This window comes from Deefgea salmonis (assembly GCF_020531905.1).
In the GTDB taxonomy this organism is placed as follows: domain Bacteria; phylum Pseudomonadota; class Gammaproteobacteria; order Burkholderiales; family Chitinibacteraceae; genus Deefgea; species Deefgea salmonis.
The window spans coordinates 417,424-443,637 of the sequence record NZ_JAJAWG010000002.1 but is presented as its reverse complement, the minus strand read 5'-3'; the positions used below and the strand labels follow the sequence as shown (position 1 = coordinate 443,637).

36 protein-coding genes, 1 other RNA gene and 1 pseudogene are annotated in these 26,214 nt (G+C 46.7%); 21 read left to right on the top strand and 17 right to left on the bottom strand.

The genetic code is table 11. The annotated features are described in order from the left end of the window. Positions 1-28: 28 nt before the first annotated feature. Positions 29-172, bottom strand: coding sequence for a hypothetical protein (locus tag LG219_RS05815; protein WP_173533534.1), 144 nt, complete (start codon positions 170-172; stop codon positions 29-31). 147 nt (positions 173-319) lie between these two features. Here LG219_RS05815 and rph point away from each other — a divergent pair, with 147 nt between their 5' ends. Continuing rightward, positions 320-1,036 (top strand): ribonuclease PH, encoded by a 717-nt coding sequence (gene rph / locus LG219_RS05810; protein WP_226763587.1) that lies wholly within the window; start codon positions 320-322, stop codon positions 1,034-1,036. Between the two features lie 183 nt (positions 1,037-1,219). Further along, positions 1,220-1,675 (top strand): YkgJ family cysteine cluster protein, encoded by a 456-nt coding sequence (locus tag LG219_RS05805; protein ID WP_226763586.1) that lies wholly within the window; start codon positions 1,220-1,222, stop codon positions 1,673-1,675. Positions 1,676-1,709: 34 nt separating this feature from the next. On the opposite strand, the gene LG219_RS05800 is transcribed toward LG219_RS05805, so the two are convergent. From LG219_RS05800 to cyaY, 5 genes are all read right to left on the bottom strand, one after another. Then, on the bottom strand, positions 1,710-2,312 hold the full coding sequence (locus LG219_RS05800) for a hypothetical protein (RefSeq protein ID WP_226763585.1): 603 nt from the start codon (positions 2,310-2,312) through the stop codon (positions 1,710-1,712). A 45-nt stretch (positions 2,313-2,357) separates the two neighbouring features. Next, positions 2,358-2,765, bottom strand: a complete 408-nt coding sequence (locus tag LG219_RS05795; protein ID WP_226763584.1) for an FKBP-type peptidyl-prolyl cis-trans isomerase — start codon at positions 2,763-2,765, stop codon at positions 2,358-2,360. 186 nt (positions 2,766-2,951) lie between these two features. Beyond that, positions 2,952-4,394 (bottom strand): M48 family metalloprotease, encoded by a 1,443-nt coding sequence (locus LG219_RS05790; RefSeq protein WP_226763583.1) that lies wholly within the window; start codon positions 4,392-4,394, stop codon positions 2,952-2,954. 37 nt (positions 4,395-4,431) lie between these two features. Beyond that, complete coding sequence (locus LG219_RS05785; RefSeq protein WP_226763582.1) at positions 4,432-4,845, bottom strand: YqaA family protein; 414 nt, start codon at positions 4,843-4,845, stop codon at positions 4,432-4,434. After that, positions 4,838-5,152: an iron donor protein CyaY gene (gene cyaY, locus LG219_RS05780; protein ID WP_226763581.1), complete on the bottom strand. Its 315-nt coding sequence runs from the start codon at positions 5,150-5,152 to the stop codon at positions 4,838-4,840. The genes LG219_RS05785 and cyaY overlap by 8 nt, the downstream gene beginning before the upstream one ends. Positions 5,153-5,245: 93 nt before the next feature. On the opposite strand from cyaY, the gene lptM reads away from it, so the two are divergent. Beyond that, on the top strand, positions 5,246-5,407 hold the full coding sequence (gene lptM, locus LG219_RS15565) for an LPS translocon maturation chaperone LptM (protein WP_226763580.1): 162 nt from the start codon (positions 5,246-5,248) through the stop codon (positions 5,405-5,407). A 123-nt stretch (positions 5,408-5,530) separates the two neighbouring features. On the opposite strand, the gene LG219_RS05770 is transcribed toward lptM, so the two are convergent. The 5 genes from LG219_RS05770 to LG219_RS05750 all read right to left on the bottom strand — a co-directional run bounded on the left by LG219_RS05770 (position 5,531) and on the right by LG219_RS05750 (position 8,919). Beyond that, positions 5,531-6,184 (bottom strand): Crp/Fnr family transcriptional regulator, encoded by a 654-nt coding sequence (locus tag LG219_RS05770; RefSeq protein ID WP_226763579.1) that lies wholly within the window; start codon positions 6,182-6,184, stop codon positions 5,531-5,533. A gap of 153 nt (positions 6,185-6,337) precedes the next feature. Next, positions 6,338-6,991 (bottom strand): Crp/Fnr family transcriptional regulator, encoded by a 654-nt coding sequence (locus LG219_RS05765; protein ID WP_226763578.1) that lies wholly within the window; start codon positions 6,989-6,991, stop codon positions 6,338-6,340. 10 nt (positions 6,992-7,001) lie between these two features. Continuing rightward, positions 7,002-7,364, bottom strand: coding sequence for a hypothetical protein (locus tag LG219_RS05760; RefSeq protein ID WP_226763577.1), 363 nt, complete (start codon positions 7,362-7,364; stop codon positions 7,002-7,004). A 115-nt stretch (positions 7,365-7,479) separates the two neighbouring features. Then, positions 7,480-8,409, bottom strand: coding sequence for a Tim44 domain-containing protein (locus LG219_RS05755; RefSeq protein WP_226763576.1), 930 nt, complete (start codon positions 8,407-8,409; stop codon positions 7,480-7,482). Positions 8,410-8,562: 153 nt separating this feature from the next. Next, positions 8,563-8,919, bottom strand: coding sequence for a dihydroneopterin aldolase (locus tag LG219_RS05750; protein WP_182076633.1), 357 nt, complete (start codon positions 8,917-8,919; stop codon positions 8,563-8,565). Between the two features lie 92 nt (positions 8,920-9,011). Here LG219_RS05750 and plsY point away from each other — a divergent pair, with 92 nt between their 5' ends. Beyond that, entirely contained in the window at positions 9,012-9,650 is a 639-nt protein-coding gene (gene plsY / locus LG219_RS05745; protein WP_226763575.1) for a glycerol-3-phosphate 1-O-acyltransferase PlsY, read from the top strand. A gap of 57 nt (positions 9,651-9,707) precedes the next feature. Here the strand turns inward: plsY and smpB are convergent, their stop codons facing one another. Then, entirely contained in the window at positions 9,708-10,163 is a 456-nt protein-coding gene (gene smpB / locus LG219_RS05740; RefSeq protein ID WP_226763574.1) for an SsrA-binding protein SmpB, read from the bottom strand. Between the two features lie 38 nt (positions 10,164-10,201). Here smpB and LG219_RS05735 point away from each other — a divergent pair, with 38 nt between their 5' ends. From LG219_RS05735 to LG219_RS05710, 6 genes are all read left to right on the top strand, one after another. Further along, on the top strand, positions 10,202-11,179 hold the full coding sequence (locus tag LG219_RS05735) for an asparaginase (RefSeq protein ID WP_226763573.1): 978 nt from the start codon (positions 10,202-10,204) through the stop codon (positions 11,177-11,179). 39 nt (positions 11,180-11,218) lie between these two features. Continuing rightward, an RNA gene (gene ffs, locus LG219_RS05730) (signal recognition particle sRNA small type) lies at positions 11,219-11,316 on the top strand. A 228-nt stretch (positions 11,317-11,544) separates the two neighbouring features. Then, positions 11,545-12,087, top strand: coding sequence for a septation protein A (locus LG219_RS05725; protein ID WP_226763572.1), 543 nt, complete (start codon positions 11,545-11,547; stop codon positions 12,085-12,087). A 25-nt stretch (positions 12,088-12,112) separates the two neighbouring features. Continuing rightward, on the top strand, positions 12,113-12,415 hold the full coding sequence (locus LG219_RS05720; RefSeq protein ID WP_226763571.1) for a YciI family protein: 303 nt from the start codon (positions 12,113-12,115) through the stop codon (positions 12,413-12,415). A 9-nt stretch (positions 12,416-12,424) separates the two neighbouring features. Beyond that, positions 12,425-12,691: a BolA family protein gene (locus tag LG219_RS05715; protein WP_226763570.1), complete on the top strand. Its 267-nt coding sequence runs from the start codon at positions 12,425-12,427 to the stop codon at positions 12,689-12,691. 36 nt (positions 12,692-12,727) lie between these two features. After that, complete coding sequence (locus tag LG219_RS05710) at positions 12,728-13,516, top strand: peptidylprolyl isomerase (protein WP_226763569.1); 789 nt, start codon at positions 12,728-12,730, stop codon at positions 13,514-13,516. A 59-nt stretch (positions 13,517-13,575) separates the two neighbouring features. Here the strand turns inward: LG219_RS05710 and LG219_RS05705 are convergent, their stop codons facing one another. Further along, positions 13,576-13,917: a ComEA family DNA-binding protein gene (locus LG219_RS05705; RefSeq protein ID WP_226763568.1), complete on the bottom strand. Its 342-nt coding sequence runs from the start codon at positions 13,915-13,917 to the stop codon at positions 13,576-13,578. 119 nt (positions 13,918-14,036) lie between these two features. Between LG219_RS05705 and hpnC the strand changes: the two genes are divergently transcribed. The 4 genes from hpnC to LG219_RS05685 all read left to right on the top strand — a co-directional run bounded on the left by hpnC (position 14,037) and on the right by LG219_RS05685 (position 18,268). Continuing rightward, entirely contained in the window at positions 14,037-14,891 is an 855-nt protein-coding gene (hpnC, locus tag LG219_RS05700; RefSeq protein WP_226763567.1) for a squalene synthase HpnC, read from the top strand. Further along, entirely contained in the window at positions 14,888-15,472 is a 585-nt protein-coding gene (locus LG219_RS05695; RefSeq protein WP_226763566.1) for a thermonuclease family protein, read from the top strand. The genes hpnC and LG219_RS05695 overlap by 4 nt, the downstream gene beginning before the upstream one ends. A gap of 355 nt (positions 15,473-15,827) precedes the next feature. Next, positions 15,828-16,985 carry a tetratricopeptide repeat protein gene (locus LG219_RS05690; RefSeq protein ID WP_226763565.1) on the top strand — a complete coding sequence of 386 codons (1,158 nt, stop codon included), beginning with the start codon at positions 15,828-15,830 and terminating at the stop codon, positions 16,983-16,985. A gap of 8 nt (positions 16,986-16,993) precedes the next feature. Then, positions 16,994-18,268 (top strand): L,D-transpeptidase family protein, encoded by a 1,275-nt coding sequence (locus tag LG219_RS05685; protein WP_226763564.1) that lies wholly within the window; start codon positions 16,994-16,996, stop codon positions 18,266-18,268. Between the two features lie 116 nt (positions 18,269-18,384). On the opposite strand, the gene fabG is transcribed toward LG219_RS05685, so the two are convergent. After that, positions 18,385-19,125, bottom strand: a complete 741-nt coding sequence (fabG, locus tag LG219_RS05680) for a 3-oxoacyl-ACP reductase FabG (RefSeq protein WP_226763563.1) — start codon at positions 19,123-19,125, stop codon at positions 18,385-18,387. Between the two features lie 109 nt (positions 19,126-19,234). Then, positions 19,235-19,528, bottom strand: a pseudogene (locus LG219_RS05675) (DUF3579 domain-containing protein); the annotation flags it as partial. A 210-nt stretch (positions 19,529-19,738) separates the two neighbouring features. Between LG219_RS05675 and argF the strand changes: the two are divergent. The 7 genes from argF (at position 19,739) to LG219_RS05640 (ending at position 24,119) form a co-directional block, all read left to right on the top strand. Beyond that, positions 19,739-20,653: an ornithine carbamoyltransferase gene (gene argF, locus LG219_RS05670; RefSeq protein ID WP_226763562.1), complete on the top strand. Its 915-nt coding sequence runs from the start codon at positions 19,739-19,741 to the stop codon at positions 20,651-20,653. Further along, entirely contained in the window at positions 20,654-21,277 is a 624-nt protein-coding gene (gene leuE, locus LG219_RS05665) for a leucine efflux protein LeuE (protein WP_226763561.1), read from the top strand. A gap of 43 nt (positions 21,278-21,320) precedes the next feature. Then, entirely contained in the window at positions 21,321-22,544 is a 1,224-nt protein-coding gene (locus LG219_RS05660) for an argininosuccinate synthase (RefSeq protein ID WP_226763560.1), read from the top strand. A gap of 163 nt (positions 22,545-22,707) precedes the next feature. Then, the gene (locus LG219_RS05655) at positions 22,708-22,908 is read left to right on the top strand and encodes a DUF2788 domain-containing protein (protein ID WP_173534676.1); all 201 of its coding nucleotides are present in this window, start codon (positions 22,708-22,710) and stop codon (positions 22,906-22,908) included. A gap of 22 nt (positions 22,909-22,930) precedes the next feature. Next, the gene (gene ppnP, locus LG219_RS05650; protein ID WP_226763559.1) at positions 22,931-23,242 is read left to right on the top strand and encodes a pyrimidine/purine nucleoside phosphorylase; all 312 of its coding nucleotides are present in this window, start codon (positions 22,931-22,933) and stop codon (positions 23,240-23,242) included. A gap of 86 nt (positions 23,243-23,328) precedes the next feature. Beyond that, complete coding sequence (locus LG219_RS05645; protein WP_226763558.1) at positions 23,329-23,823, top strand: YajQ family cyclic di-GMP-binding protein; 495 nt, start codon at positions 23,329-23,331, stop codon at positions 23,821-23,823. Between the two features lie 131 nt (positions 23,824-23,954). Next, entirely contained in the window at positions 23,955-24,119 is a 165-nt protein-coding gene (locus LG219_RS05640) for a DUF3149 domain-containing protein (RefSeq protein ID WP_226763557.1), read from the top strand. Between the two features lie 84 nt (positions 24,120-24,203). Here LG219_RS05640 and LG219_RS05635 read toward each other — a convergent pair whose 3' ends face one another. Next, positions 24,204-25,829, bottom strand: coding sequence for an ArnT family glycosyltransferase (locus LG219_RS05635; protein ID WP_226763556.1), 1,626 nt, complete (start codon positions 25,827-25,829; stop codon positions 24,204-24,206). 92 nt (positions 25,830-25,921) lie between these two features. After that, positions 25,922-26,131, bottom strand: coding sequence for a 50S ribosomal protein L31 (gene rpmE, locus LG219_RS05630; protein WP_173533498.1), 210 nt, complete (start codon positions 26,129-26,131; stop codon positions 25,922-25,924). Positions 26,132-26,214: the final 83 nt, after the last annotated feature.

Genomic DNA, 26,214 nt, shown 5'->3' with positions numbered 1-26,214 from the left:
CTGATTGGCCCCTACAAATCCAGCTTACTTAACGAAACAAGAAATAATAAATCACATAAAACCAGCTCAAAAAGCCGTGAATAATCGCCCATAAAATGGAGTGATTAGCGCTCCATGACAGCGCGACGGCGATGAGGGTGCCCAGACTGAATCCACCGATGACGTTTTTCATTTTGGCTTACTCCATTGATTGATCGTAAGCCATGATAGCTCAATCCAGTTGGCTGTCATACTGCGCCAAAATGCCAGCGATGCGTCTGCGCCGAGGCAACGCGCTGCGGTATACTTCGCGCATTCAATTTGTCTTTAAGGAAATCCCATGCGCCCTTCTCAACGCCAGCCGAACGAGCTACGCACCGTCACTTTAACCCGCAACTACACTTGCCACGCTGAAGGCAGTGTGTTGATTGAGTTTGGCAATACCAAAGTGCTGTGTACGGCCAGCGTCGAAGAAAAAGTACCGCCGTTTTTAAAAGGCAAAGGCGAGGGCTGGGTGACGGCCGAATACGGCATGTTGCCGCGTTCCACCGGTAGCCGCATGCGCCGTGAAGCCGCGAGTGGTAAGCAAAGCGGTCGCACCCAAGAAATCCAGCGCCTGATCGGTCGCTCATTGCGCGCGGTGGTGGATTTAAAAGCCTTGGGCGAGCGCCAAATTACGATTGATTGCGATGTGATTCAAGCCGATGGCGGCACGCGCACGGCGAGTATTACCGGTGCTTTTGTCGCGTTGACTGATGCCATTAACGGCTTAATTGCCGAGGGTAAATTAGCGTCCAGCCCGATTCGTGAATCGGTTGCGGCGATTTCAGTGGGGATTGTTGGCACAACGCCAGTGCTGGATTTGGATTACATCGAAGATTCGGGTTGTGAGACCGATATGAATGTGGTGATGACGGCTGCAGGTCAGTTTATTGAAATCCAAGGCACTGCCGAAGGTGAGGCGTTTAGCCGCGCAGAAATGAATGCTTTACTGGATTTGGCCGAACTGGGCATCCAGCAATTGATCGAAAAACAAAACGCGGCACTCGCCGCTTAATTGTTTGCTTTGTTGCCCGCGCGTTCACGCTGCGCGGGCAACTGCTAGCGCTAGCATATTGCGGTGATCTCGCTGCTGTGCAATTGGTAACTTATCCAACACCGCCAAATAATCATGACGACAGTATAATCAGCAACACCACAGCCATTGCGCGCTGGATGGTTATACCCTGATAAAGCTGCCATGAAGATCCAAGATCAACAAATCAAAATACTGCAAGAAGATGGCCGAGTTTTTGTCGATATGCCCGATGGCGATGGCCATGTTTGCGCCAGTTGTGGCGCATGTTGCAATCATTTTCGGGTGTCGTTTTATGCCGGAGAAGTCGCAGGTAGTTTTACCGATCATGCGCTGGCTGTTCCCAGCGATAAAATCATTATGATCACGCCGGTGTATGCCGCAATGAAAGGCACCAATCAGCAAGAGGTACGCTGTATTAGCTTTAAAGGGGCGGTGGGGCAAAGCAGTCACTGCAGTATTTACAGCCAACGCTCCAGCACTTGCCGCGAATTTTATGTGTATGACGAAGCCGGTCAGCCCAATCCGGCCTGCCAAACCGCCAGAGCTGCGCATCAATTAAAACCATTAATGCCGCTAGCCACTTTGTCTGTGGCACAAAAACAAACTGCCGAGGCTTAGCTCGGCAGTTTGTTTGGCTGTTATGGATTGCTGTTTATTTCAGCAATTTACTCTGCAAAGCCGTAATTTCACTTGGCAATTGGATTGCTTCGCCTGCAGAAGGCAGGTTTTTCAATTGACCATTCACAATTTGCCCAGCCGCTAATTTGCGATTCGCAGTGTCAATGACTAACCACATGGCTTGATCTTTATTGTCGCTGAGTAAATACAGCACTTGGTCTTGCTTGAGTACGGTGCCAGCCAACGTCGCTTTAAATGCTTTGGCTTGCTCACCGAGCAAAGTGTTGAGCTGAGCATCGATCGGGCTAACGGCAGTAAATAAACCGATGTCATTCGGTGTTTTGCCCGCCAATGCAGTTAAACCGCTCCAATTCACATTCGATGGCATGGCTTGGCTAATTAAACTACCGGCTTTATCTTTAATCGCGCCACTCACTTGACTGGCATTGATGCCAAATGGCGCTAAAGCGTCACTGGCTTCACCCACGGTTTGGTCAATCACGGCGTTGGCTTGATTTTTAATTTCTTGCCCAACGATGGCGCCCACCGATGAGGCGGCTTGCTGCGCCAATTGCGCGCCTTGATCACAAGCAGCTAAACCTAAAACCAAAGCGACGGGAAGAACAAATTTGAACATCATCAACTCCAATTATTTCAAATGTCGACACGTCGCCGACACTGATTATTTAATTTCTAATACTTCAACTTCAAAAATCAATGTGGCATTGGCTGGTATCACGCCAGCAATACCACGGCTACCGTAGGCCAATTGCGGTGGGCAAACTAATTTTGCTTTGCCACCCACTTTGATTTTTTGTACGCCCTCTGTCCAGCAAGGAACGACACCACTCAAAGGAAATGTTGCTGGTTTGCCGCGTTTATATGAGCTATCAAATTCTGTGCCATTTTCTAGCGTGCCACGATAATGCACACTCACGGTATCGCTGGCTTTGGGCGCTGGGCCAGTACCGGCTTTTAGGGTGGTGATTTGAATGCCACTTGGTGTGGTTTCAACGTTAGCAGCGGGTGTTGCCGCCTGCGCACCGAGGGCACTGGCAAGTAAGACTGTCGCAGCGAGAAAATGTTTCATACTAAATCCTTTTTATTTAAATTGAGCGCATCGAGCCAAACTCGATGGCGCATCATAGCAGTTGCGTGCCTTGGCGCTGTTTTTTAGGCATTAAAATCGATTCACTTGGCATATCAAAACCAACACATCGCATTGCAAGTTTGACGAGAATGACTTAAAAAACCAGGCCATGACGACGAGTATCGATTATTTTTTCTTGCGAGCATCTTGCTGCTCTTGGCGCAATTGATTGAGCCTGGCTTCGATGGCTGAGAGCAAATAAAAATCATTGCCGGGCTGCTTGAGCGCCAATTCAAACTGCTCAAATGCAGCGGTATATTCTTGTAGGCGAACGTAGTATTCGCCTTGCGACTGATACTGCCGCATAAGATCACCTTGCTTGGCATACATCTTCGCCCGTCTTTGATATAGCCACGCATCCGAAGGATAAAACTCCAAAGCGTCATTCAGGCTGAGTCTAGCCTCTGCAAATTGACCGCTGGCGATATAGGCATCAATCAAGCCATAGAGTAAGGCACGATTACCCGGAAAAGCTTGCGCGGCATCGCTCATGGTTTGCACTGCTTGAGCGTTTTTGCCTTGGCCTAATTGAATATTGCCAGCCAAAAAGGCCAGCATGGGATGATTTTTGGTTTTAGATAAACTGGTTTTTGCCACTTGCAGTGACTGCCATGCCTGATCGTACTGTTGTAATAGATAATACGAATACGCCAAGCCATAGTGCTGCGCGGATTCATTGGCGTAGCGTTTTTCTTGGATGATGCCTTGATAATAAGGCACCCCGTCACGCCCGCCCATTTGCATCGCCCGAGATTTTTCGCGAATAAATAAAAATTCAAGGCTATCGGGAACCGCTTTAAATTTGATTTCACCCAAGCGCGCTTGGGCGTCAGAAATACGCTTGAATGTCACAGGGTGCGTGCGTAAAAAATCAGGGGCGTTGTTTTCATACAATCGATTATGTTTTTGCAAGCGCTCAAAAAACACCACCATCGCGCTAGGATCGTAACCTGATTTTTTTAAGGTTTGCATGCCGATGCGATCGGCTTCTTGTTCAAACGAATAGGTAAAATCAAGCTGCCTTTGCACTGCAACCCCCGTGCCCGCAGCAATCGCAGCCACCGCGGCATCCCCTCGCCCCGCTTGCGACGCCAATAAAGCCACTGCAATCGATGCCAATGAAATCCACGGACTCGATTTGGTGCCATCAATTAAACGGGCAATATGCCGTTGGCTGACGTGGGCAATTTCATGCGCCAACACGCTGGCGACTTCGGACTCATGCTGCGCCTGCACCAATAAACCGGTATGTACGCCAACAAAGCCACCGGGCATGGCAAACGCATTCACGCTCGCATCCAGTAAAGGGAAAAAAGTAAATTGCGGTTGGCTGATTTCAGCGGCATCAGTCAGGCGATAGCCGACTTGATTCAGATAGGCGACGATTTCAGGGTCTTCGATCATTGCGCCGCTGCGGCGAATTTGCCGCATGGCATTTTCACCGATTTCACGCTCTTGCTGCGTGCTCAAGCCTTGTTGCGAAATATCGCCAAAATCTGGCATTTCGCCAGCATGAAGTGGTGTTATGCCGCAAGCGGCGATCAACAAAGCAATTATTTTTTGTTTCACTACGCCCTACTTCTTAATGACTGCCAGAGCCAACGATTTAAACTGAAAACCACTGCAGCATCAATGCATAAATGACTAAATAGCGCAGTACTTTACCCAGCGCCAAGTACAGCAATACCGGACGCCAAGGCCAACGTAGCCATCCGGCAACACCACACAAAGCATCGCCCATCAAAGGCACCCACGACAGCAATAAACTAGCGGGCCCTAATCGTTGTAAGCGCGGCAACCATTTGGCCTCTGGCGCCTTGGGCAAGCGCCGGCCTAAATACACTGTCAGCAGACCACCTAAAATATTGCCCAAAGAAGCCATTGCCACTGCCAGCCAGCCTAAATCTGGCTTGAAATGTAAAGCGGCCACTAACGCCGCTTCTGAATTGCCCGGTAAGATGGTGGCCGATAAAAAAGCCGTCATAAATAAACCGGCCAACCAGACAGACAACTCAATCAAAAACGAATGCCTCACCGGCATGCGCACTAATTGCCGCTGCAACGTCATTGAATAACTCGCCTTCACCTCGTGTATTGCGCCATTGCCCATCGACTAAGCGATAGTGATAGCCACCAGAACGCGCTGCCAGCCAGATTTCTTGATTGGCGGCATGTCGATTCACAATCACTTTGCTCGCGTCTTCAAATTCAATTTCCAAAACATTGCCGGTGCATAGCGTATCAACATCAAAATCGACCTCATCGAGTGCGATTTCAATTTGACGAAAAATGGCATCACTCACCGTTAAAAATTCTGATTCAGTCATTACTTACTCCTTCCACCATTCACGTTGCAGACAACCCTTGATGAAGGTTGAGCGTGCTAAAATAAGCATTCTACCACCTACAGCCAAGCTACTATGCGCGCCCTCATTGCCTTTTTACTGTCTGCTTTTTTTCTAACTGCCTGTGGGTTTAAAGGCCCCTTGTATTTACCAAAACCAAGCAATGCATCGACCAGTAGCAACAACATTTTGATGGCTAGCAGCGCCGCATCGTCAGCCAGCGCAGTGAATCCGTAGCAATAGCGCCAAAATTTAAACTCGCATTCAATTATTTTAAAATGAATGCAGTTGCAATTTTACGGTGTATTTTCAGGCATAAAAAAAGCGATCCGAAGATCGCTTTTTTGTCGCGCTATCAAATCAAAAACGCTCAGGCAGTTTTTGAATAATGATGATTTTTTTGTTTTCTAAGCGGATATAGCCGCCAAAAACCAATTCTTTTAAAATCCGCGCAATCATTTCACGTGATGAGCCAACACGGTCGGCAATCGCTTGCTGGGTTAATGGCTGAGAAATCATTTCCTGCCCATCGACCGTTTCTAGCATGGATTCAAATAACGCCCGCACTCGACCATACACATCAAGCAATGCTAAGTTTTTCATCGTGGTCGATAACGTTCGCACCATACGCGCTAAGTTCAGAATCACCACATCTTTCACTTGCGGCTCACGATTGAGTGCTTCGCGAAACTCTTGCTTAGAAAACATCAAAAACGTGCAGTTCTCTTCGCATTGCACCGACCAACCACGTGGTTCATCGTCAAGCAAAGAAATTTCACCCATCGCATCACCCGGTTCTGCGATCAAAAAGACAAATTCCTTGCCTTGATTGTCACTACTAAAATAACGAGTTTGCCCTTCAAGCAAGACATACATGCCTTCTGCAGGATCACCTTCGCGAAAAACAAAAGCCCCTTTGGGCATGCTACGTTTCACGCCAACTTGAACCATATATTCAAGTTGTTCCTCAGAAAAACCTTGTAACAACGGTACATTTTGTAGAATAGATAGCATAAAAGCCTTGTAAATGACGCGTATCGCGCCTTATCAAATCAGCATCAGTGTAAAAGAATTTCAGCCAGTTACTTTTTTTACTCAATGGCAAAAAACAATACAGTTAAAACGGGTTAAATCTGTTTAACTACAAATACTTAAATTATTTATAAATTAAAATTGCTCGGGCAATTTTTTTAAAATCATCAATCGCTTACGGCCAGTCTCTACATAGCCACCCGCCACCAATTCACGCATAATTTTGGCAATCATCTCGCGCGAAGCGCCGACACGATCAGCAATATCTTGCTGGCTCATTTGTTCATCAATCAATAAACCTTCGTCTGTCGGTTGGGCCAAACGCTCGAACAAAACTCGAATTCGCCCATAAACATCTTTCAAAGCAAAATCTCGGACCATATTAGTTAAAGAAAAAATAATTTTCATCGCACTATTAAGCATTTGATCTTTCAATTCTGGCGTGGTCAGCAATAAACTCATAAAGTCTGTTTTATGAATACTCATTACCACGCAATCGGTTTCTGCTTCAGCACAAATCGATCGGCGCTCATCGCAAAATAAAGCCAGTTCACCAAAAGAAATACCGGGCTCTGCAACGTGATAAACAAATTCACGACCACTATCATTACTGGAGTAAAGCTTTAAACGCCCCTCTAGCAAGACATACATGCATTCAACCACATCATTTTCATAAAATAAGATAGAACCTTTCGCAATATTACGCAAAATACCTAAGGATTCAACCCGTGCGAGTTCTTCATCTGTTAACGAACAAAATAATTGTGTTTGTGCCAATATTGAACGCATTCATCATCCATTAATGTTTTGCAGCTTTTTCAGTTGCTGATGCTTCAGCGGCTTGTGACGCCGTTGTTGATGAATCAAGGTCGGCGATGGGCGACAATGAACCTGTTTTTACATCCGGTGGTGGTGCAACTTCATTAATTTTTTTTGCCTGCATATATTCATTCATTTCTTTCCAGCCAGCAAAAATATCCGCCTTAGCCACTTTGCTATTACGTCGAAAACAATCTTCTAAAGAACGACCACTATGCCGACATGATGCACCAATGGCTTTACCATTGGCTTTTTGTTTATTGAGCATTTCTAGCATTTGATCACAGCCACTGAGCATCAATATCATCGGCAAGATCAATACTAGGGTTTTTACTGACTTCATAAGCAAGGACCTGTAATTTTCAGTCAAGCCAAATTGTATGTGAAAAAGCCCATCACGTCGCAAAGACATAACGGGCTGGCCTACTTAATTGAGCATTTTACGATAAATAGGATACTTAGGCTTGCTGAATCCCAGCTAATAACCAGCGTGGATCACCATCGATCGGGCGAACAAAGTGCCAGATTTCACGGAATGCCACAGGTGCGGCGTGCAAACTTTCACTCACAGTACCAGAGAACTCAACGCTGGCGACCATACGGCCTCCTTCATTGACCGCTTCAAGCACCTGCAAATTCAATTCAGGGAATTCAGCGACATCTGAATTGCTGCCGATTTCATTTTTTAAATCAGCAAATAGTTCAGGCGTCATATAGCGGCGCATTTCTTCTGCTTGCGACGGAGAGTTCAGCGATTGCATATGCATAAAGCTTGCACGCGCTTGGCGTAAAAATGCCGCCACTTCAGTGCCATCGGGCAAGCGTGTGATTGGTGCGGTATTTAATGGTGCTGCGCCCCCCCATGCTGCTGTGGGTGCTGCTGCACCTTCACCAATACGGAACATACGATCTTGCTCAACAGGTGCAGTAGGTGCCGCTGGCATTGGAGACATGCCGGCATAATTCATCGCATTCGGTTGCACCGCTTGCGCTTGCGCTTGTTGACGACGACGCATCCACATCACACCACCGGCAGTTAATGCACCGAGCAGCAACAATGTGCCCCACGGAATACCGCCATCACCTTGGGCAGAACCCGAAGCGTTGCCGCTATTGCCAAACATATAACCCAATAATGAGCCCGCAGCCAAACCACCTAATACGCCACCCATCATGCCCATGCCGCCTGATTTTTGCTGGGCGGGTGCGGCCTGCTGCTGTCTTGGCGCTTGTTGCTGCTGCATATTATTGCGCTGTGGCGCTGGCGCGGCTTGACGCTGCATACCACCAGAGCGGCCACCGCCAACACGCTTTGCTTCTGCCATATTGGCAGTGAACAAAGCAGTACTCATCATGACGACCATTAAAGTGTTCGCAAAACGCGCCATTTTAAATTCCTTGGTTAATTAGTTAACTTTGCTCAGTTAGTACGGGAAAAATACAAAAAGTTCAATCGCATTGGAAATGATCACTAAAAAACATCGCATGCGCCCTAAAAAGCGAACCTTTACGAGTAATCCATGCACATGCTTGCGCTGCCTTTATGCGCGCTGCCCACGTTCAATCGTGACGCCAACTCGAGCGACTTCTTGCAAAATACCTAATTTGGTGACCGAAACTTTAATCCAAGGAGCGCCAAAATCATTCAGTACAATATTGGCAATATGCTCGGCTAAAGCTTCGAGTAAAAGAAAGTGTTTTTCTGTTAAATCTTGCCGAATCTGCGTGACCACTTTATCGTAATCAATCGTGTCATTTAAATGATCAGAAACACATGCTCGGGCTGAAGGTAGGCCGATTTCTAAGTCGAGTTCGACCACTTGTGACTGTGTGCGCTCCCAGTCGTACCAACCCAATACGGTGCTGGCACGCACTTGCTGCAAATAAATAATATCCATGTAATCTGTTTACCGTCGGTGTACGTAACCGGTTTGAGGATGAAGCCGGTTTAGCTTAGAATCAAAACCCCCCAATTGTAGTGGAAATTTAGATGTCGCTGCCAATGTCATTGCTGATTATCGCCGCCTATTTACTCGGATCGCTGTCTTTTGCCGTGATAGTTTCCAAAACCATGGGCTTGGCGGATCCACGCACCTATGGTTCCAACAACCCAGGAGCAACCAATGTTTTACGTTCCGGCAATAAAAAAGCGGCGGCACTCACCTTACTCGGTGATGCATTAAAAGGTTGGGTCGCTGTTTTTGCCGCGCAATCAATTGCGCCGCTCATCGGACTTGGAGAGGCTGGCTCACCCAGCTACACCTTGGCGATTGCCGCAGTGATGATTGCGGTGACAATCGGTCATATGTGGCCGATTTTCTTTAAATTTAAAGGCGGTAAAGGCGTTGCCACTGCGGCGGGTATTTTATTGGCACTCAACCTCTGGCTCGGGTTGGCCACACTCGCAATTTGGGTCTTTGTGGCCAAAGTCTTGAAAATCTCATCGTTATCAGCATTGATTGCAGCGGCTGCAACACCTTTACTCACGGCTTTACTCTTACCCAATCAATCTATTTATCTCGGTGCCGTCACGGTGATTGCTGTTTTATTAATCCAGCGACACAAACAAAACATCATTGGCTTAATGAAGGGAAAAGAAAGCAAAATCGGCGACAAGCGCCAACCTTAAATCACACCTTAAATAAAAAAGCCGAACTTCAAATTCGGCTTTTTTATTTTTTACACCTTAACCTTGCTTGGTGGCATCGCGCACAATTCGCGCCTTTTCACGAACCCACTCACGGTCTTTTTCAGACTGGCGTTTATCGTGCTGCTTCTTGCCTTTTGCAAGACCGATCTCCACTTTGATAAAGCCATTTTTAAGATGCATATTGATCGGCACCACGGTATAACCGGAGCGATCGACCTTCATCGCCAACTTATCAATTTCACGTTGTTTGAGTAATAATTTGCGCGTACGGACCACATCAGGAACAACGTGCGATGACGCATTGAGCAGCGGTGAAATATGGCAACCAAATAAATAAAAATCGCCATTTTTATGGATCACATAAGCTTCTTTGATTTGCACGCGGCCAGCTCGGATGGATTTCACTTCCCACCCTTCGAGCATAATGCCCGCTTCTAGCTTTTCTTCAATAAAGAAGTCGTGAAACGCCTTACGATTATCGACGATAACCATGATGCGTCTCCTGTACGGAAAAAAGAAAGGATTCTAGCATGCCAGCGCAACACAAAGCACCTCAACGCATTCTTTGCCTGTATACCGGCGGCACCATAGGCTGCGCGCCGACGCCATTAGGTTTAGCACCTAAAGCAGGTATTTTACGCCCAGTGATTACCGACTTACTTACTCAAGAGAACAACCTAGGTATTACGCTGACTTTACGCGAATACGCTGAGGTGCTCGACTCATCGAGTATGCAACCGGCAGATTGGCTAAGAATCGCCCAAGATATTGACGCGGCTTACCATCAATTTGATGGATTTATTATTTTGCATGGCACGGATACTTTAGCCTGGACCGCTGCAGCATTACACTGGCAACTGAGTCAAATCGACAAACCCGTGGTCATCACTGGTTCGCAACGCCCGTGGCTTGAAATGGGGAGCGATGCACCGGCGAATTTTCAACGGGCTCTTGATGCCGTACAAAGTCAACGCCACGCGGTGATGGTGGCATTTGACGACCTCTTACTTCCAGCCTACGCCGTAAAAAAAATCGATGCCGACGCCGACGCTGCATTTGCCGCACCGAATTGGCAAGGGGAGTGGCCAAGAATTAAGCCCGGGGAATATCAGTTTTGCCCACTCGATCCAAACTTAAACATTCTCAGTATTAAACTTTACCCAGGCTGTGAGACTTGGTTAGCATCCAGCATAAATACGCAGGTATTTGCTGCTATCGCTATAGAAACCTATGGTAGTGGCAATATACCCGACCATTTTTTATTAAAAAGCGCCCTAAAAAATGCAGTTCAAGCAAACAGCCTAATTATAAATTGCAGCCAGTGCATTCGAGGTGAAGTGCGGCAAGGTCATTACGCCGCAGGTAGTTTCTTACAAGAAATCAATGCATTAGCTGCAGGTCGTTTAACCATAGAGGCCGCTACAACTTGGCTGTACACAGCACTAGCCAAAAAAACAGACCATGATTCATTGCGTCAGGCATGGCAAACTGCAGCACATATGGTATAGTTGCGCCCTATCGTTATTTTGCATGCCAAAATACGCGACGGCGGGCCTCCCCGCATAGCTAGAAGGTGAACTTGGTCAGGTCCGGAAGGAAGCAGCCACAGCTTTTGATGCTAGTGCCGGGGGTTGGGCTCGCCACCTCACCCCAAAAATTTGAATACCGTAACTAAAAGCTGCTCAGACTTTGATCAGCATCAACGCAGACCAACACTCAAAAAAGCATAATGAGTTTCGCAAGCTGATGCTTCGTGTATCTCCAGTGGTATTTTTAGCGCCATTCACCAAAACGGTTGAATGGCGTTTTTTTTCACCTTGAATCCCTGCTCACTCCCCTGCATAATCGCGCAAATCCATTTTTGGCGCACAGCATGAAATTTCTTTTTGATCTATTTCCTATCCTGTTGTTTTTCGGCGCTTATAGCTACACCAACGATATTTTCCTCGCTACGGGTGTCACCATTGCCGCCACTTTTGCGCAAGTGGCCTACAGCTGGATTCGCCATCGTCATGTCGACAAAATGCTTTGGATTAGCTTAGTCCTGATCACCGTCATGGGCGGGCTCACCATTGTCTTTCACAACAAACAATTTATTATGTGGAAGCCAACTGTTTTATATTGGCTATTTACCCTGGTTCTCGTTGGTGCTTGGCATCTGAAGCAAAATAATTTAATCGAAAAACTTATGGGCGCGCAAATGAATTTACCGCGCCCGATTTGGACGCGATTAATGTACGCTTGGGCCTTGTTTTTTCTCGCGATGGGCGCACTTAATATTTTCGTATTTCATAGCTTTGATGAAGCCATTTGGGTCAAATTTAAAGTGTTTGGCACCTTGGTACTCACGCTGATTTTTGTCGTGGCACAAAGTGTTTATTTGTCCAAACATATTCAGCCCGAAGAAAAAGATTAATTAAACCATCGCAAGGATTGTTTAAATGCCTTTATACGCCATCATCGGTACCGACAAAGCAGATTCACTCGCCGATCGACTTGCTGTTCGACCAGCACATTTAGCACGAATGGAACTACTTAAAGCGGAAGGACGCTTAGTCCTGGCCGGTCCATTCCCCGCCATTGACAGTGTGGACCCAGGTCCCGCTGGTTTTAGTGGCAGCTTAATTGTTGCTGAGTTTGAGTGCCTGACAGATGCCAAAACATGGGCGTCAGCTGATCCATATGTAACAAATGGAATTTTTACCGACGTGTCAGTGAAACCCTTCCGACATGTACTACCCTAAGAGTCTGGTATGATAAGCATTACCGAAGAAATCCGCCTGCGTTTAGCTGTGCTAGAGCCCGAAAACCTTGATATTTTCGACGATAGTTCAGCGCATGCAGGACATGCCGGAGCCGCCAATGGCGGCGGTCATTTTGACGTGACCATCGTTTCACCTGTATTTGCGGGTAAGAAATCGCTACAGAGACACCGTATGGTGTACCAGTATTTAGCTGACTTAATTCCAACACAAATACATGCACTCAGTATTCGAGCGTTAACGCCGGATGAATTTTAAAATAGAATTAGCCGATTCATAGAGGAAACACTGCACATGTTTAAAGCAAACCGTTTGGTTTTGGCAATTGCCGCAGCCACTCTAACCACTAGCGTTTTCGCCGCGCCTGCCGGCACTTTAGCCACAGTGAATGGCGTTGCCATTCCAAGTAGCAAAGCGGACCTATTCATCAAAGAATTAACCGCGCGTGGCCAAAAAGATACGCCTGAATTGCGTGCTCAAGTGAAAGATGAACTCATTAAAAATGAAGTGATCTATCAAAATGCATTGAAAAAAGATCTGGCAAAAAACCCAGAAGTTCAAACGCAAATGGATATGATGAAACAGCGAATTTTGATCGGCGCTGATATTAATGCATTCGTGAAAGCCAACCCAATCACAGACTCTGAATTACGCAAAGAATACGACAAAATTAAAGTCAATTTTGCTAGCAAAGAATTCAAAGCGCGCCATATCTTGGTACCCACTGAAGCCGAAGCCAATGCCATTGTTGCTGACTTGAAAAAAGGCAAAAAATTCGATGAATTGGCTAAAGCCAAATCAATCGACAAAGGCAGCGCAACCAATGGCGGCGATTTAGGCTGGGCTAACCCAAATAATTTCGTTAAAGAATTTGGCACGGCATTAGCCGCTTTGCCAAAAGGCAAGATGACTGACAAGCCAGTTAAAACCCAATTTGGTTATCACATCATCAAGCTAGATGATGTCCGTGAAGCCAAAGGCCCAAGCTTTGAAGAAGCCAAAGGCGAATTAATGCAGCAAATGCAAGCACAGCAAGTGCAAAACTATGTCAACGAATTGGTTAAAAAAGCCAAAGTTGACTAAGCATTGAAAGCCAATAAAAAAACCGGATCAATGATCCGGTTTTTTTATTCATCGTGAATTTATTTTTTAACTGGCGCACTGGCTTTCATTGGCATACTGGCTTTCATGGTTTTATCCATTTTAGCAGCAGCAGGCGCCGCCATTTTGCCACCAACTGAAATCTCACCTTTGATTTTAGTATAAGTGCCTTCTTTAATACCCGGCACTTTCATTACGTCTTCTGCTGCTTTAAAAGGACCATTTTTAGTACGGAAATCAATAATGTCTTTGGCTTTACTCGGGCCAATTCCTGTTAATGCCTCCAATTGCGCTTGGTTTGCCGTATTTAAGTCAACCGCAGCCAAAGCCATACTCATCAAGGCAAAACTGGCTAATACCGCAAGAAAAAGTTTTTTCAGCATAATCTAATCCCAATCAAGTTTGAAAAATACCAACATTGCGTATCATTGGATACGTGTGGCCACTATAGCAGGCCATCTCAACAATTCCACAATTTGTCAGCTAGCAACAAGGAAACCGTATGAAGGGCATCACATCGCAACACACTGTTGAGCATTATGAAAATTTCCCTGTGGGTTCTTTTTTACTGCCAAAGCAATATCGCCCAGCGGTTGCAGTGGTTTATCATGTTGCCCGTTATGCAGATGATCTCGCCGATGAAGGGCACGCGAGTGCCAGCGAGCGCCTCGCTGCGCTTGATGAATGCAGCGCAGAACTACAGCGAATTGAACGCGGCGAGATGGCGCTCACGGCGCGATTTCAAGCGCTCGCCCCAGTCGCACAGCGCTACCAAATTCCATTACAACTATTTGAAGATTTGTTTTGTGCTTTTCGCCAAGATGTGGTTAAAAATCGCTACCAAAACTTTGGTGAAGTCATCGATTACTGCCGCCGCTCTGCCAATCCAGTTGGGCGTATCTTGCTGCATATTTTTGATCAAACTGACTCACGCCAATTGGCATTGTCCGATGGCATTTGCTCGGCACTGCAATTGGTCAATTTTTGGCAGGATGTGGCCATTGACTGGCAAAAAGATCGCGTTTATTTGCCACAAGACGACTTACTTCGCTTTGCCGTGACAGAGCAAGATTTAGCCAATGGCATTGCCACACCGGCATTCAAACAATTAATGCACTTTCAATGTGACCGGACTCGACGCATGCTGCGCGCCGGCTCTCCGCTGGGCGTACAATTGCCGGGTCGAGTCGGCTTAGAAATTCGCACCATCGTCCTTGCCGCAGATCGCGTTTTAAGTAAAATACACGCCGCACAATACGATGTATTTCATGCCAGACCGACCTTAAGCCGAGGCGATTGGCCGGCTATTTTATGGCAAGCGCTCAAGACTGGAATTACCAAAAAAACCGCAAAATGAAACAAAAAAATCAACGCGCCATAATCCATTTATTGACGGCTCGCTCATGGCCCGCACGCATTTCAGCCATCGTTATTCTGAGTATTGCTGCTGTCACTTGGTGGCATGAACGTGCGGTTTCACCTGGCCAGCTCGCCAAAGGCAGCAACATCGAAGGCCAAGTGGTGGCCGTTGCCGATGGTGACACCATCACGTTATTGGATGCCAATCAGCAGCAATACAAACTGCGTTTGGCCTATATCGATGCGCCCGAAAAGGCGATGCCTTTTGGCCAAGCGGCCAAAACGCATTTGTCTGACTTAGTATTCAAACAAAATGTCAGCGCCAAAATTGATGATGTTGATCGCTATGGGCGTGGCGTCGCCAGAATTAGTAAAAATCAACAAGATATTAATTTGGCACAAGTAAATGCAGGTTTTGCTTGGCACTACACGACCTACGCCAAAAAAGCTCAACCGCCAGCCGAGTTTGCGGACTACGCCAACGCCCAGCACGCAGCAAAATCGGCACGACTCGGTTTATGGCAAGATCGACAAGCAATGCCGCCATGGGATTGGCGTAAAGCCAAACGTAGTGAATAAGGTATTACGATCTAGCCCTTATTTATCAATAATCAGGTGGCAATACCCCTCAATATAAAAATACTTTCTACCGCCCAATTTGACCAAAACACAGCTCAAACAATCGCCACTAAAAGCATAAAGCATGCTGCAATATCAGCGCATTGCCAGCGCTAAAATATGAAAAAAACCACTCATTCGAGCCGCAGCCCACATTTTTTAACCCCCAAGAACCAAGCCAAATACCGATCTAATTTTGCGCCGATACGAAATAAAACCCACAACGGCGCAACAGATCAGTTCATCAAGGTCAAACCACTCATTATTTGGTAGAATTGCGCCAATTTATCGTTGCCCCTCACCGCATGGAATCAAAATGCCTGTAGCTCGTATCACTTTCGCCGCTGTTTTTTCTGTTATGACTTGCATGGCCTACGCCGGTGAAGCAGAAGATCTGCAGCAACTCTTACGTGCACGACAATTTGGGCAAGCGGTAGAACGTGCGGATAAATTTCTCGCCAAAACCCCAAAAGACGCGCAAGTTCGATTTTTACGCGCCATTGCGTTAACCGAAATGGGCCGTAACGAAGACGCCATTAAAGCGTTTAATAAACTCTCCGAAGACTATCCGCACCTGCCTGAGCCCTACAATAATCTCGCCGTGCTATACGCCAATACCAAGCAGTTTGATAAAGCCCGTACCGCATTGCAAATGGCGATTCAAACCAATCCAAGCTATGCCATTGCCCATGAAAACATGGGGGATTTATATGCTCGTCTGGCTTCGCAAGCGTATGACAAGGCATTGCAAATCGAGAACAGCAATCCACAACTACAAACCAAGCTCAAATTAGTTGGCACCCTATTTAATCCCAATCAAGCCCCGCCCACGCGAATAGCCGCAGCACAAACTTCAGCACTACCACAAACTTCAGCAATACCATTAGCAGCAAAAGTACTGCCTGCGGCCAACAAGCCTCAAGTGAGCGCCGCGACCAACATTGGCATTATTACGCCACAACCAACGCTACCGGCCATTGTGCCGACTAAAACCGCTACGCCAAAAGCCACAGCCACAGCCACTGCACTGGCCAGCATCAGCCCAACAGTAGCGCCCAAGACGACCCCAACTGCAACCCCCAAGAGCACACCAACGACGACCCCTAAGGCAACAAGTACGCCTAACGCAGAGAAAGACCAGCAACAACAAGTCATTGCCAGCGTAGAAGACTGGGCCAATGCGTGGAGCAAACAAAACGTTGGCGCTTACGTCAATAGCTACGCCAAAGCATTCAAAGCCCCAGGCGGACGTGCGGCGTGGGAAAAAGATCGTCAAAGCAAAATTGCCGGTCCCAAATCGATTAATGTCAAAGTCAGTCGCGTCAAAGTCAGTATGCTGGACGAAAACAACGCCAAAGTTACACTGCGTCAATCGTATCAATCAGATCGCTTATCCAGCAACACCACCAAAACACTCCTCATGCAAAAAAATGGCAATCGCTGGTTGATTCTTGAAGAACGGATTGGCGGCTAAAAAACAGTATGTTACGTTTATCTCCTTGGACCAAGCGTCTACTGTGCTTGGCTGCATTACTTTGCTTAGCGCCCGCAGCTACACCGCGCTTTTTTGAATCTAGCAATACGCCGTTCGAGCTAAGCAGCGAAGCGAAAGGCGTGGCACACACCGGTAGTCATGAAGAACGCATCTTAGCTGCGCTCGATGCCATACGTAGTGGCAATATGGCCGATGCCCGTGCGACGGTCGACGCGCTGATTGCTGAGCAACCCAATTATCGTCTGGCCCAATTATTACGTGCCGACCTTTACGCCATGCGCGTGATGCCGCTATCGACCATCGGCGGTGGGGTCGCCAGCGCACCGAGCAATGTGCTGGATGATTTACGCAAAGAAGCCTTGGTGCGAATCGCCCATCGCAACGACAAAATGAACGCCGATCGCTTACCGGGCAATATTGTCGCCTTTGCGCCGCAGCAAAAATTTGCCATTCTGATCGATGCCGCCACCTCTCGACTGTATGTCTTTGCCAATGACAATGGACGCCCCAAACGCATCAAAGATCATTACGTGACCGTGGGCTTATTGGGCGTTGATAAAAAAGTAGAAGGCGACCAACGCTCGCCACTTGGCGTTTACTTCGTCACCAACCACCTGCCTCGCGAACAACTGGATAAAACCTATGGTGCACTGGCGGACTTATATGGCGTTGGCGCTTGGCCGATTTCCTACCCGAATGAACTCGATCGCAGTCAAAGCCGCACCGGACACGGCATCTGGCTGCATGGCAGCCCAGCAGCCACCTATGCTCGAGCGCCACAAGCCTCCAATGGTTGCGTCGTGCTGACTAACGAAGAAATGCTCGATGTCGCCCAATATTTGCAACCGGGCAATACGCCGGTGATCTCAGTGCCGGCCATCCAATGGGTGAGTGCGACGCAATGGCAGCAACAGCACACGGCAGCGCTGACCCTGCTCGAGCAATGGAAAAACAGCTGGCAAGCACTCGATACCCCACAATATTTGAACTTCTATTCCACCGATTTTCGCAGTGGCGAAGGACAAAATCTCGCCATGTGGCGCGAACAAAAAACCGCGGTCAATGGCGGAAAAACCTGGAGTAAAGTTCAGTTAGATGATCTATCCATTTTTGCCGCAGGCCCTCAAGCCAGCCAAATGGTGGCAACCTTTAATCAAAACTACCGCAGTAACAATTTGAATAATCAAATGAAAAAGCGCGTGTATTGGCAACAAGATGCCGCAGGCTGGAAAATCGTTTGGGAAGGTAATGCACTCAATTAATATTGAAAGCGCATAAGGGTATTTGCTTAAAGCGCATATTAGTCATGACCTGCAGACATATACCCAATAAAAAACCCGCAATACATCGCGGGTTTTTTATTGAGTTACATAAAGACTTACAAGGTCAAGCCACCAGTCACTTCAATCACTGCGCCATTGATATAACTGGCCTCATCAGACGCTAAAAATGCGTAGACGTTAGCAATTTCAGCAGGCTGCGCCAAACGGCGCATAGGGACTTTTTCTTCCATCGCTTGAATGACTTTTTCTGGCATCGCATTCAAAATCGGCGTTGCCACAAAACCAGGGCAAATGGCATTGGCACGAATGCCTTTTTTGCCGAGCTCTTTCGCCCATGTTTTTACAAAACCAATAACGCCAAACTTGGTTGCCGCATAATTGGTTTGGCCAAAGTTGCCATAAATCCCAACCACTGACGATGCGTTGAGAATCACGCCAGAGTTTTGCTCAATCATGGTATCAACGACTGCTTTCGTGCAGTTGTAAACACCCTTTAAATTAATATCAATCACCCGATCAAACTGATCTTCAGTCATCTTAAATAACTGTGCATCCATGACGATGCCCGCATTATTCACCAAGACGTCAATCCGCTGATATTTGTCCTTCACGGCGGCCACCATCGCAGCAATCGTATCGGTTTTGGTGACATCGACCACAAAACCAATCGCATCAGCGCCGTTCGCAGTTAATGCGGCAACCACTGCAGCAACGCCAGCTTGATTGACATCACACACGACCACTTTTGCACCTTCAGCGGCAAATTTAATCGCTGTGGCTTCGCCGATACCGCTCGCAGAGCCCGTGATGATCGCCACTTTATCTTTCAATCTCATAACATACTCCTACACGGTGTCAGATACCCATACGGGCTAGATTTGCAGCATAGAACAAATGCTGCATCGCAACAACCGGTTTACGTAGATTGAATGTATTGCGTCAGAGATCGCTCTCTTGAATCAGGGAGCGGCAATCGACCACCCGTAAATCATTGTCGCGGGCAAAAGTCATAATAAATTCAAAGACCCGTGGATCAATTTTTTCTAACTGCTTGTCAACCGCCACACAGCGCACATTGTTATGCACCATAGGCCGAACAAACGGTGCGTAAGACAGTTTTTGATCAACACCAAAAGTGGAGAGGATGCCTGAGAGACGCTCAGCCCAATCGCTGGGGCGAAATTCACGCCCGTTGCTGGTAATGCCTTGAATAATGATTTCGTAGGGATTGCAGATCATGGGGCGGGTGCTTTATTTAATTCGAGAACTGACATCAGTATAACACTCCACTTAGAGTCCAGCGCATGAAAATGTAGCCGCCTTCTGAATAAGTACAGCGCCAACAGATCCAGCAAATAACTTGCCTTTATGGGGTAAAACATTGAATAATGTTCGTTTTTTCAGCCATTTGGTCACCCGCTTTAAGCGAATCGACCAGGACAAAATCTGATGCGCCACTACCTTAAGTTTAGCGATTTTACTTTAGAAGAATATCAATACTTATTTGAACGCACGGCCAAATTAAAAGCCCGTCTCAAATCAGGCGCACTCTACCAACCCTTACCAGGTAAGGTATTGGGAATGATTTTCGAAAAATCATCCACTCGTACCCGAGTCTCTTTTGAAGCCGGCATGTATCAGCTGGGCGGTCATGCGATGTTTTTGCAATCCAAAGACACGCAACTCGGGCGCGGAGAACCCATCGAAGATGTCGCCAAAGTCATGAGCCGAATGGTGGATATCGTCATGGTCAGAACATTCGAGCAAAGCATTATTGATCGCTTTGCCGAAAACTCATTGGTGCCCGTCATCAACGGCTTAACCAATGAATATCATCCTTGCCAAATCATGGCCGATATCTTCACTTATATCGAACATCACGGCTCGATTGAAGGCAAAACGGTTTGTTGGATTGGTGACAGTAATAATATCAGCCGCACTTGGCTACAAGCGGCAAAAATCTTTAACTTCAAGCTCAATTTAGCCTGCCCACGCGGCTATGAAATGACGGTACTTGACGGTGAAAGCTATAGCACGGCCAACTTCGAAACCTTTAATGATCCTTATTTAGCCGCCATTGGTGCTGATATTGTCACCACCGACGTGTGCACGTCGATGGGCTATGAGCGCGAAACCCTGCAGCGTAAAAAAGATTTTATTAATTACAAAGTTTCAGAAAACTTAATGCAGCAAGCCAAACCCAATGCGCTGTTTATGCACTGCTTACCAGCGCATCGCGGCGAGGAAGTCGATCCAGAAGTCATTGATGGACCGCAATCGGTAGTTTGGCAAGAAGCAGAAAATCGGATGCACACTCAAAAAGCGGTGATTGAATTCTTGCTACTGGGCCGTGTGGACGACTAAATGCTAGGCATCACTGATCTTTGGGCGTATGTATTGGGGACGGTACTGATTATTTTAGTGCCCGGCCCCAATTCACTGTTTGCACTCACCATGGCCAGCACCCGTGGTCGTAAGGCGGGCTTTGCGGCTGCAGCTGGGATTGTGGTGGGTGATTTAATTTTAATGCTGGCGGCCAGTTTAGGGGTTGCCTCTTTAATGAAGGCTAACCCGATTGCCTTTGATATCGTGCGTTATTTAGGCGCAGCCTACCTGACGTATATTGGCGTACGTGCTTTACTGGCTAAATCGCAGAGCAATACCCCCGAAGTGGCGACAACGCCACATTCAGCCAAAAAAGCATTTCGCTCAGCGCTCGGTATTTCATTAGTGAATGTCAAAGCGATTTTATTTTTTATGGCGTTTTTTCCGCAGTTTGTGAATCCCAATTACCCACACGTTTGGCATACTTTTGCCGCACTCGGGTTCATCGTGCAATTGGTCAGCATCAGCTATTTAACCACTTTAATCTTGGTCGGCAGCAGCTTAGCGCGCCAACTTTCGGCTAAAATCTGGCTAAAAACTGTTTTGAATAAATTAGTAGGCACTTTGTTTGTCAGCTTTGGGCTGCGCTTGGCACTGAACTGATTGAGCAATTATCTTTCTTGAACTAAAGACTAAGGCAATATGTATGTCCGATATTAATAAAGTAGTTCTCGCTTATTCCGGCGGCCTTGATACTTCTGTGATTTTGAAATGGCTGCAAGACACTTATCAATGTGAAGTCGTCACCTTTACTGCCGATCTTGGCCAAGGTGAAGAGCTAGAACCTGCCCGCCAAAAAGCGCTGCAATTTGGGATTAAGCCAGAAAATATTTTTATCGACGACTTACGCGAAGAATTCGTTCGTGACTTTGTTTTCCCGATGTTCCGTGCCAACACCGTCTACGAAGGCGAATACCTACTCGGCACTTCAATTGCTCGTCCATTGATTGCCAAACGCCAAATTGAAATCGCCAATCAAACCAATGCCGACGCGGTATCGCATGGCGCAACCGGCAAAGGCAATGATCAAGTTCGTTTCGAATTAGGTTATTACGGCCTGAAACCCGACGTTAAAGTGATTGCACCTTGGCGTGAATGGGATTTGTTGTCACGTGAGAAACTGCTGGCCTACGCAGAGAAAAACAATATCCCAGTGGATATGAAACACAAGAACGGCGGCGCCCCCTACTCGATGGACGCCAACTTACTGCACATCAGTTTTGAAGGCCGCCACCTCGAAAATCCATCGGCGGAAGCCGAAGAAACCATGTGGCGCTGGAGTGTTAGCCCAGAAGCTGCCCCAGATACAGCTGAATACCTCGATGTAGAGTTTGAAAAAGGCGATATCGTGGCGCTCAATGGCGTGCGCATGTCGCCAGCAACGGTGCTAACCAAACTCAATGAACTCGGCGGCAAGCATGGCATTGGTCGTTTGGACTTGGTTGAAAACCGCTACGTTGGCATGAAATCACGTGGCTGCTACGAAACACCCGGTGGCACCATCATCCTGAAAGCACATCGCGCGATTGAATCGATCACGCTCGACCGCGAAGTGGCACACTTGAAAGACGATCTCATGCCGCGTTATGCCAGCATGATTTACAACGGTTTCTGGTGGGCGCCAGAGCGTAAAGTATTGCAAACACTGATCGATGCAACACAAGAAACCGTCAATGGCTGGGTTCGCATTAAGCTCTACAAAGGCAATGTCATTGTGGTGAGTCGCGACTCAAAAACCAATTCGCTATTTGATATGAATATCGCGACTTTTGATGATGATGGCGGTGCCTATAATCAAGTGGATGCTGGTGGCTTTATTAAACTGAATGCCTTACGGATGCGAATTGCCGGCCGCTTAAATCAAAAATAATGGTCGTCGACTACGCCGAGCTTTCTTCAAACGGAGCAAGGCGTAGATGCAATAAGTAGCACAACAAGGCAACAAAATTACTTATCGACTTAACGGCTCGGAATATTCTGAGCCGTTTGTATTCCTTTAATCGAGATCACAAATGCTAGATGCCTTATTAGCAATGGATGAAGAACAATTCACCACGCTGTCGGTGACCATTTTATGCAGTGCTTTAATCATCTATATGGGTTTTATCATTTACAATCTGGCCAAAGAATCAAAAGCCGGTAAATACGGCACCATTGTATTGTTCTTTGTGCTTGGTTTTGGCATGCTCGGTTTTATTGCTAAAGAAATTCTCTCTAAAGTATTACTCAAATAAATTTTCCACTTAGGAAGTCACTATGAGCCAATTTGATCAAGTTTCTGTTTTAAAGCAAGGCAATGTCTATTTTGATGGCAAATGCGTTAGTCATACTGTTTTGTTTGCCGATGGCAGCAAAAAAACCATCGGTGTTATTCAGCCCTCTGCCCTTACTTTTAATACCGGCGCGGCTGAAATCATGGAAGTTGTCGCTGGGGTATGTGCAGTAAAGCAAGCCAACGAAAGCACTGCAACAACATACTCTGCCGGTCAATCATTTAGCGTTCCCGCCAATTCAAGTTTTGATATCGAAACCATCGAAACTTTGCATTACGTTTGTCATTTCGCCTAATTCATTGCATGCTTCAAGTGAGTCAATACTTGATTCACTTGAGCTTCAAACCTATTTTATTTATTCATCATCCTGCGAGCCTCATTATGCCTTCTTTCGACATTACCTCTGCCACCGATATGGTCGCGCTAAAAAATGCGATTGACGTGGCGGCAAAGACCATTATTAATCGTTACGACTTTAAAGGCACCAGTGCCAAAGTTGAACTGAACGAGAAAGATAAATTGATCACTTTACACGGTGACTCTGATTTTCAACTCGATCAAATTAAAGATATTGTTTTCCCTGCCCTAGAAAAAAAAGAACCCGATAGCAGTAAACGCCTAGAACAAGGCGATGTGCAAAAAGTATCTGGCAATAAAGTCAAACAAACACTCACCATTAAAGATGGTATCGATCAAGAGTTAGCCAAAAAGATTATTCGCATTATTAAGGATTCAAAACTGAAAGTGCAAGCGGCAATTCAAGGTGATGAAGTCCGCATTACCGGCAAAGATCGCGATGTACTGCAAAGCGTGATTGCTTTAATGCGCCAATCGATCAGTGACTTTCCTTTGCAATATCAAAATTTCCGCGACTAAAACGTCAGTATCGGTGTGGCATAAATCGTGGCTTGTCGTGAAAATCATATCAAAACAAGCTACGTTTGACCCTGATCAACATCAATGACATAACAATACGTTTAGATGGTGTTCATCACGTGGAGAACACTATGGACAACACACCGATTGCCAATATTCTAACCTCGACCATTGGCCTACTGAGCTTATTTACGATTGGCTTTATTATTGCAATGGCCATATATCTTTATATTTATGTGCAACGCCACATTAATACTGAAATTGCTGAGCAAAATGCCAAACGAGATAAAGTCTAAATTGCTCTATTTTTGTCAAACTCATAAATAATGCCGAGTTCTATTTAACTCGGCATTATTTATTCTGCAGCCCCCAAAGACAAATCAGCGCGAGTAAAGCGAAAACACTTCTCGATGCTCACCCAAACGATGCCCTGTCCAAATGAAACGCCCTGCCGTCGGCTTGGTCCCATTTTGCTGCAAAGTCAACTCGCAACGATTATCCGCTCTCGCATCAAATCGAAGATCTGTAAAATAAACCAACGCCGCAGTCGGATCTTTAGCTAATTGTGAAACATCAATGCAAGCTTGCGAATAAGGCTTCATAGCCTTTACCAAACCATCCGCAACTGGGCGATACGACTTACCAGCATCAATCCAAGTCTGAAACAACCCCACCATCAAACCAATCACTAACGTTAAACCACAAGTCCAACTCACTAAGGCCCGACGACCAATCGGTCGTTTACGAAATAACATTCGGCCCCACAGCAAAGTCACCACAATCGCAAACAGCAAACCCAATCCCATCGCAGATATTGGCGCCGAACTGTATTTTTGTAAATACGCCCCCACTCCTGCAGGAAATCCAGTAACCAATGCCACCCATGCTATCCACACCAACAACGCTGCAAGCCCCAGCGTCAGCGAGCTGAACCAATTTAAAGCAGCAGCAGCACCTCGCCTTAACTCATCAACCCCGGCACTTGCAATCAATGCCAGCGTGACCAATAACGGCAAAATTAATGGCTCGCTCGCCTTTCCCGACAAGACAATAAATCCAATTTGAGCAATCAACATCGTCAAAAGCAATTGCCAGCGCGGCTGCAGCAGCTCATGTCGAAACAAATAAATAGACCAAGCAGCAAGTGGCAACGCCGGCCAAGCAAACCACACTAAAACGGCAGGCAAAAAGCCAAACTCATGCCCGATGGCAAAAGAACGAGCACCACCAAACACGCCCCACGCATAGAAACGCCACCATGTCTGAAACAACTCGCCCGAGAGATTTTGTAGCGAATAGCCCCACAAAGCCGCAAAAGGCAGCGCAATAATCAAGGCTGTAATAAGTGTCACGACGTAACTTATTTTACGCCATTGCTTAAAGAGCAAGAGCAGCGATGAAATCAACACCGCCAATAAGGCATCGGCCCAACTAGCACCGGTCAACAAAACTAAAAACACCAGCGCCAAGATCACGCCGGCACGCAAAGGGCGCTTCATCGCTAAGGTCAAGGCATAAGCCAGCCATGCAAATGCAGCCAATACCACAACCGCAGGTGACACATGATGCCCCCACAACGGCAAACCTAAACAACCTAGCAAAATAATGACGGCCATACGTCCAAAACGTCGACCAAATAAGTCACGAGCGGCTAAGCCCGTTCCCCACATGCCCAACCCCATCCATAAGCCAGTGCTCAATCGAGCCGCATCGTGAGCGGCAACGCCAAACCAAGACAAAGCATTGGCCAATAAAGTGGCAACCCAGTAATAAAGTGGCGCCTGACCAAATTGCGGCACTTCGGCAATCGACGCAATCGTCCAATTGGCATTGCGCATAAAATAGGCAACAATCGCCATACTGGTATTTTCATCCGGCTTCCATGGATCATGCCCAACCAGACCAGGAATAAGCCAAAACAGGCAAAGCAACAACAAAAGCCAAGGCTTGTCTTGGTTTTGTGCCGCAACAGAGGGAGATTTTAGGTTCGCTTGATAGGTCAGCATGTCATATTCAATCAATTTTTCGAAATAATTTTGGCATATACCAATAAAAAAAGGCAGCTAAAAAGCTGCCTTTTTTTATTTCTAAATCTAAATTAGCGTGTAAAACGAGCAAATTTAGAATTGAATTTCTCAATACGGCCAGCCGTATCAACGATTTTTTGCTTGCCAGTGTAGAATGGATGGCATTCAGCGCAAACCTCAACGTGCAAGTCTTTGCATAAAGTAGACTCAGTCTTAAATGCATTGCCGCAAGAGCAAGTCACGTTGATTTCTTCGTAATTAGGGTGGATACCAGCTTTCATGATTTTTTCCTTAGGTTATCGGGCGCCGGGGTTTTGCCGACGCTGCAAAGCATGGGATTATCGCAAAACAATCCCAAATCTGC

Excerpts from the sequence above, each read along its gene's own strand:
- LG219_RS05715 (WP_226763570.1), top strand. The coding sequence starts at position 12,425 with ATGATAAGCATTACCGAAGAAATCCGCCTGCGTTTAGCTGTGCTAGAG.
- LG219_RS05795 (WP_226763584.1), bottom strand. The coding sequence starts at position 2,765 with ATGAAACATTTTCTCGCTGCGACAGTCTTACTTGCCAGTGCCCTCGGT.
- argF (WP_226763562.1), top strand. The coding sequence starts at position 19,739 with ATGCGCCACTACCTTAAGTTTAGCGATTTTACTTTAGAAGAATATCAA.
- LG219_RS05725 (WP_226763572.1), top strand. The coding sequence starts at position 11,545 with ATGAAATTTCTTTTTGATCTATTTCCTATCCTGTTGTTTTTCGGCGCT.
- LG219_RS05735 (WP_226763573.1), top strand. The coding sequence starts at position 10,202 with ATGCCAGCGCAACACAAAGCACCTCAACGCATTCTTTGCCTGTATACC.
- smpB (WP_226763574.1), bottom strand. The coding sequence starts at position 10,163 with ATGGTTATCGTCGATAATCGTAAGGCGTTTCACGACTTCTTTATTGAA.
- LG219_RS05750 (WP_182076633.1), bottom strand. The coding sequence starts at position 8,919 with ATGGATATTATTTATTTGCAGCAAGTGCGTGCCAGCACCGTATTGGGT.
- LG219_RS05815 (WP_173533534.1), bottom strand. The coding sequence starts at position 172 with ATGAAAAACGTCATCGGTGGATTCAGTCTGGGCACCCTCATCGCCGTC.
- fabG (WP_226763563.1), bottom strand. The coding sequence starts at position 19,125 with ATGAGATTGAAAGATAAAGTGGCGATCATCACGGGCTCTGCGAGCGGT.
- LG219_RS05640 (WP_226763557.1), top strand. The coding sequence starts at position 23,955 with ATGGACAACACACCGATTGCCAATATTCTAACCTCGACCATTGGCCTA.
- LG219_RS05805 (WP_226763586.1), top strand. The coding sequence starts at position 1,220 with ATGAAGATCCAAGATCAACAAATCAAAATACTGCAAGAAGATGGCCGA.
- LG219_RS05705 (WP_226763568.1), bottom strand. The coding sequence starts at position 13,917 with ATGCTGAAAAAACTTTTTCTTGCGGTATTAGCCAGTTTTGCCTTGATG.
- LG219_RS05690 (WP_226763565.1), top strand. The coding sequence starts at position 15,828 with ATGCCTGTAGCTCGTATCACTTTCGCCGCTGTTTTTTCTGTTATGACT.
- leuE (WP_226763561.1), top strand. The coding sequence starts at position 20,654 with ATGCTAGGCATCACTGATCTTTGGGCGTATGTATTGGGGACGGTACTG.
- hpnC (WP_226763567.1), top strand. The coding sequence starts at position 14,037 with ATGAAGGGCATCACATCGCAACACACTGTTGAGCATTATGAAAATTTC.
- rph (WP_226763587.1), top strand. The coding sequence starts at position 320 with ATGCGCCCTTCTCAACGCCAGCCGAACGAGCTACGCACCGTCACTTTA.
- LG219_RS05770 (WP_226763579.1), bottom strand. The coding sequence starts at position 6,184 with ATGCTATCTATTCTACAAAATGTACCGTTGTTACAAGGTTTTTCTGAG.
- lptM (WP_226763580.1), top strand. The coding sequence starts at position 5,246 with ATGCGCGCCCTCATTGCCTTTTTACTGTCTGCTTTTTTTCTAACTGCC.
- plsY (WP_226763575.1), top strand. The coding sequence starts at position 9,012 with ATGTCGCTGCCAATGTCATTGCTGATTATCGCCGCCTATTTACTCGGA.
- LG219_RS05635 (WP_226763556.1), bottom strand. The coding sequence starts at position 25,829 with ATGCTGACCTATCAAGCGAACCTAAAATCTCCCTCTGTTGCGGCACAA.
- LG219_RS05645 (WP_226763558.1), top strand. The coding sequence starts at position 23,329 with ATGCCTTCTTTCGACATTACCTCTGCCACCGATATGGTCGCGCTAAAA.
- LG219_RS05685 (WP_226763564.1), top strand. The coding sequence starts at position 16,994 with ATGTTACGTTTATCTCCTTGGACCAAGCGTCTACTGTGCTTGGCTGCA.
- LG219_RS05755 (WP_226763576.1), bottom strand. The coding sequence starts at position 8,409 with ATGGCGCGTTTTGCGAACACTTTAATGGTCGTCATGATGAGTACTGCT.
- LG219_RS05695 (WP_226763566.1), top strand. The coding sequence starts at position 14,888 with ATGAAACAAAAAAATCAACGCGCCATAATCCATTTATTGACGGCTCGC.
- LG219_RS05760 (WP_226763577.1), bottom strand. The coding sequence starts at position 7,364 with ATGAAGTCAGTAAAAACCCTAGTATTGATCTTGCCGATGATATTGATG.
- LG219_RS05660 (WP_226763560.1), top strand. The coding sequence starts at position 21,321 with ATGTCCGATATTAATAAAGTAGTTCTCGCTTATTCCGGCGGCCTTGAT.
- cyaY (WP_226763581.1), bottom strand. The coding sequence starts at position 5,152 with ATGACTGAATCAGAATTTTTAACGGTGAGTGATGCCATTTTTCGTCAA.
- LG219_RS05655 (WP_173534676.1), top strand. The coding sequence starts at position 22,708 with ATGGATGAAGAACAATTCACCACGCTGTCGGTGACCATTTTATGCAGT.
- LG219_RS05710 (WP_226763569.1), top strand. The coding sequence starts at position 12,728 with ATGTTTAAAGCAAACCGTTTGGTTTTGGCAATTGCCGCAGCCACTCTA.
- LG219_RS05720 (WP_226763571.1), top strand. The coding sequence starts at position 12,113 with ATGCCTTTATACGCCATCATCGGTACCGACAAAGCAGATTCACTCGCC.
- LG219_RS05765 (WP_226763578.1), bottom strand. The coding sequence starts at position 6,991 with ATGCGTTCAATATTGGCACAAACACAATTATTTTGTTCGTTAACAGAT.
- LG219_RS05800 (WP_226763585.1), bottom strand. The coding sequence starts at position 2,312 with ATGTTCAAATTTGTTCTTCCCGTCGCTTTGGTTTTAGGTTTAGCTGCT.
- rpmE (WP_173533498.1), bottom strand. The coding sequence starts at position 26,131 with ATGAAAGCTGGTATCCACCCTAATTACGAAGAAATCAACGTGACTTGC.
- ppnP (WP_226763559.1), top strand. The coding sequence starts at position 22,931 with ATGAGCCAATTTGATCAAGTTTCTGTTTTAAAGCAAGGCAATGTCTAT.